The sequence below is a fragment of the Mesorhizobium sp. M1307 genome (assembly GCF_040318155.1).
GTDB lineage: Bacteria > Pseudomonadota > Alphaproteobacteria > Rhizobiales > Rhizobiaceae > Mesorhizobium.
Genome location: NZ_JAMYLR010000095.1, coordinates 1 through 3,110, shown reverse-complemented (window position 1 = coordinate 3,110; position 3,110 = coordinate 1). Strand labels below are relative to the sequence as shown.

Below are 3,110 nucleotides of genomic sequence, written 5' to 3'. Positions count from 1 at the left end.
ATCGTCATCGTCGACCCGAATACCTACAAGATCGTGATTATCCTGACCTAGTCGTGGCCAGACGGTCTACCGTGGGTTGATGCACAAAAAAAGCCCGCCGTACAGCTCGGGCGGCGGGCTTTTCCGTACCCGGCTCCAGCGTCTGCCAATCGCAAATCAAGGTCCGTCCTCGGGCGAGGAGCGAGCACGGTCTGATCGACGGTGGAACACCATCGTGAAGGCGACCAACTGTTCCCGGTCGACTCTGGCGAAGCGCCTTGCGCCTGCCCTCGATACCTTGGCGAACGCTAACGCGGAGTAATCTGAAGCCCCGTCAGGGCGACGTGATCCCATCGAACAGAGAGGTGGATCGCGATTGTTCCAATCGGCCGCCCGCTGCAGCCCTTCCAAACAAGGTTGAGATGCATGGAGATCAAAGCACCCAATCCCTCCGACGGCGTTTTCGTGGCATCCGCAGCGACGGTATGTGGCCGGTCTTCTTTCTGCTTGTGGCAGGCGGGCTTGTTCTCGGCTTCCGTCTCCTAGCGGAAGAAGTCATTGAGGGCGACACAACGGGTTTTGATCGGGCGACTGATAGCGTTCCGCAGCGCCGGCGACCCCAGCAATCCCATCGGCCCGCCGTGGCTGGAAGAAATGGGACTGGATGTGACCTCTCTCGGCAGCTTCGCGTTTCCTGGCCTTCGTGTCGGTAGCTGTAGTGCGGTACTTGCTTATCACACGGAAGCGATGGTACCCCGCGCTGGTAGCCCTCGCCGTGGTCGGTGGGGAGGCCATCAGCACCCTTCTCAAGATCGTTTCGACCGGTCGAGGCCAGATGTCGTTCATCCCGCAAGGGGTCTTTACGGCGAGCTTTCCGAGCGGACACGCTATGCTTTCCGCCGTCACGTTGCTCACGCTCGGAGCCCTACTCGGTATGCGGCGCATCAGTAGGAGCGCGCAATATCGATCGGCGATGCCCAGGATCGAGGACGTTTGTCTGAGACATCCTCGATCAACTTCTTGCCATGGAGGGCGGAACTCCAATAGTGGCGGAAAGGGGAGGCAGCATCTTGCTCGCCGCTATCGCGAAGCCGCGATCCGCAGGAGGAGCAAGTGAGCCGCCATCCAAGGAACTGGGTTCGCCTGAACGCCGTAGCGTCCTGCACATCTCACATGCAATTCGGGCAAAACTGTATCGGTTTGGAGGCGATCAAGCGATGAGATATCGGTCGGACGTTGGCAAAGGTCATTCCGCGCACGAACTTCGCATCAGTTGCGAACATGCGAGCGAGGCGGATCGCGAGTTGCAGGTCCACCGCGCGTAGCGATGTGGCTTCCGGCAGGATGATCAAGGAGCCGGCTCAAACGATCGTGCTCGCGATCGTCCTGCCTCAACCGCGTCATCATCGCCGGCGAGCGCCATAGCCAAACCGGGAGCGCTTATTCTCCACGGAGCACCGGGCATTGTCTGGTTGTGAAGACGATGCTTGATCACCAGCCGCCTGAGTGTGTCTTCGCTTGCGTTGTAGTCGTACCTGAACAGATCAATGGCCCTCTGACCCGTGATCGCCTCTGCCGTGGGATGTAGAGCGGCCGAAGCCGTTCGCCTGTTTCTGGCGCTGTTTTGACAGGGAGCCTTGGTCATTCGGCACATCGCGCTTTTCTGCGGCCCGCCGTTTCGCCCGACATTAAGGAACGATATCGCCCCCCATGTATTAGAAAGTGATGGACACTATGGAACCCCACGGCCACGGGATGGCGGCCGATCTTTTGACATCGGAAGTTGCCAATGCCAGGCAGCGCATCCACCGGACCGAGCTCGCGCTTCAACGCACTGAAGAAATGCTGGCGGAAAATCTCGCGCTGTGCAGCAGGATACGAACTGCGGTCGAGGCCGCAGACCGCTTGGTGAAGATCGATCCCCCCAGCTTTGAAGGACGTCGCGCGGGCTGAACTGGGCCGGCGTTTCATTCGTCGCGACCTTGCGGCACCCTGCCGCAAGAGCCTGCCCGTTGGCATCACAGCGTGAGCAAACATTGGACAGAAGCATTCCAAGGTTCACGATGTGCAACACCGACGCTAGATCGACACGAATCTTCAGTTCAAAGAGCGAGGATTAATGCTGCGGCAAACGAAGGGGCACGGGGGGTCTTCGCGCGAGCCAGTTATCCGATCTCCCGCTCAGAAATTTCAGCCAAATATTCCGACCTCCTGATGGAACCCATTCGTTGCGGGCGAGTTGCGGCTCATTGGGACGGACTTCCCGAACATGACAACGAGCAACAAAGCAGACCATCAGTCTGTCTCCGAAGCGTTTCGGAAACTGATCCGTTCCGAAGGCTATCGTCATCACGTACAAACGTTCTTAAATCTGGAGGTCGAACCAGAACTGCCGCCAACCCTACAGTCATTACTTGCGGCTGTTGATCGGGCCAAACAGGGCCCGACGGAAGAAGGTCCCTAGCCGGCTGGCTGAGCGTCAGGTCAAAGAGTATAGAGGCTCGCTTCGTGCTTGTCCCCCTGATTCCCACTCAGAAGTTATCAAACATTCTTCTTGATTTTTCTCGACGGAGGATCATGAATGTTCCCTTGGGTTCTCGCTGAGGTGGGAGGCCTTGTATGAACGTTTGGACGAACTGCCGACCCGACAAGGTGACTGCCAAACACCTTGTTCACGAGCTGATCTTACAAGCCCGTCGCGGTCAAATCATCTCCGTCAAAGAGACTATCGCAGCGGTGCGCCGAGACGGGCCACATCTGGCGGAAACTGACTGCGAGCTGGTGGAGTTTATTGTCGATCTTGCCCCAGCCTTTGGCCTGTTCGTCGCGTTCGACCTTCGCGAATAGCCTGATCGCGCCCGCCTCCACGTGGCTTCGACGGTCGCGAGTAGCTGTCAGCCAACTTCAGTCGCTCTGGCATCGCAACGGAAGCGCGCCGTCCTGCGCCATTTTCAATAGTCAGAGGTAATCCGCAATTACCTTCGCAAGCTGCTAAATCTGCCTGTAGAACGGAAGCTGCCGGCTGAGCAAAGGTATTTGCTGGAGAAACTTGATCGGGCCGACAAAGAGTGACGTATGGCTCTCCACTGGTTCAACCCTCCGGTCCCCGTCAAGACCGAGCGTCCCGGGAT

The 3,110-nt window shown here is 58.2% G+C and carries 3 protein-coding genes; 2 read left to right on the top strand and 1 reads right to left on the bottom strand.

Going from position 1 to position 3,110, the window contains the following annotated elements; translation table 11 throughout:
- Positions 1-1,148: 1,148 nt before the first annotated feature.
- Positions 1,149-1,331, bottom strand: a complete 183-nt coding sequence (locus NKH16_RS34690) for a hypothetical protein (protein ID WP_352903939.1) — start codon at positions 1,329-1,331, stop codon at positions 1,149-1,151.
- Positions 1,332-1,734: 403 nt separating this feature from the next.
- Between NKH16_RS34690 and NKH16_RS34685 the strand changes: the two genes are divergently transcribed.
- Positions 1,735-1,932, top strand: coding sequence for a hypothetical protein (locus NKH16_RS34685; RefSeq protein WP_023722969.1), 198 nt, complete (start codon positions 1,735-1,737; stop codon positions 1,930-1,932).
- Between the two features lie 666 nt (positions 1,933-2,598).
- Entirely contained in the window at positions 2,599-2,826 is a 228-nt protein-coding gene (locus tag NKH16_RS34680; protein ID WP_352903938.1) for a hypothetical protein, read from the top strand.
- The last annotated feature ends 284 nt before the right edge of the window (positions 2,827-3,110 follow it).